The sequence below is a fragment of the Salinicola aestuarinus genome, from assembly GCF_003206645.1.
Lineage (GTDB): Bacteria > Pseudomonadota > Gammaproteobacteria > Pseudomonadales > Halomonadaceae > Salinicola > Salinicola aestuarinus.
The window spans coordinates 1-1232 of sequence record NZ_PZJP01000027.1 but is presented as its reverse complement, the minus strand read 5'-3'; the positions used below and the strand labels follow the sequence as shown (position 1 = coordinate 1232).

General features: G+C 47.0%; 2 protein-coding genes. Both read left to right on the top strand.

The window, feature by feature from the left end; genetic code table 11:
- Positions 1 to 277: hypothetical protein (locus DOM41_RS17695; RefSeq protein ID WP_223161012.1), on the top strand; the 277-nt coding region annotated here is incomplete at its 5' end.
- Between the two features lie 208 nt (positions 278 to 485).
- Positions 486 to 1232: tetratricopeptide repeat protein (locus tag DOM41_RS17200; protein WP_188112430.1), on the top strand; the 747-nt coding region annotated here is incomplete at its 3' end.

The window sequence follows — 1232 nt, the reverse complement described above, 5'->3', positions numbered from 1 at the left end:
TGATGCACCTGTCTCCCCTGACGCTGTGTCCAATAACGATGCGCTGGATGCTCGGTATACGGACTTGACGGAGAGCGCTTTGGGCCTCGCCAGCAAGATCTTCAGTCAGTCTCGCGCTATGGTGCCCTACATGAAAGGCTATAGCGCCTGGAGTAGCGTCGAGGTCATTCGGCAATACTTCAGCGGCGACAAGGGGGACGATGTCGCGCTGACCAAGGTCATGGGGGCCGCCGCAGGTATCATGGGGCTGGTTTCGACAAAGATGAAGAGTCTTTGATTTTCTATAGCAAAGATGGGGTGAGAAGTGATGCTTTTGAGGTCTCGGTGTATGACATATTTTCAAGTGATAATGTCTACACGATAGAGCGTCCATTCTATCTGAGTGAGTACGAATCGACGGCTGGTGCCACACTGAACGTTGCCTTTCAAGATGCGCGCGCCCGCCCTTTGCGCTACTCGGACGTATTTAAGCTGGAGTTTAAATAATGAAGCCGTTGAAAACCCTTTTTTTATCGTTTTTTTTGAGTGCCTTTTTATGGTCGTCGAGTGCTTTCCCTGCGACGCTCTATACTGATCCGTCTGGAAAGGAAATGCGAGACGAGACGATCAGGTGGACTCTTGAAGATATAAACAAGAGAATAGTAAGTGGTGATCCTAAAGGTGAATATGTTTTAGGTACTGTCTATCTTTATGGAAGTAGTTTTCTTGACATAGATAAGGATGAAGAGAAAGCATTTTCTATAATGAAGTCTTTATGGGATCAAGGTGTTGCCGATGCGGGATATTATTTGTTCTTGATGTATTACAAGGGGGCTGGTGTAGGTAAAGATTATAATGCCGCGCTTCAGTATCTAAAAGAATCTGCCGGAATGGAATATGCCTTATCCCAGCGCACTCTTGCCGAAGCATACCGTGGCAAAGACTATGAAGACTTGGTGGGTGATGATTATGGTAAAGCCAGGTATTGGTACGAAGATGCTGTCGATAATGGTGATAAGAGATCCGCCATCGCATTAGCAAGTATGTATTATCATGGTGAAGGGGGGGAGAAGGATAACACTAAGGCCTTTGAATGGGCGCTGCGCTGCACCCAGCTTGAATATGGAACTATCACGGCGGGTTTCAGTACTTTGGCAGAGTTTTACGAGGAAGGTATCGGTACTGATATTGATTTGGTTCAAGCTTATAAATATTATGACCTCCAGGGCTCGGCCGGTGCGGAAGGCAAGCAG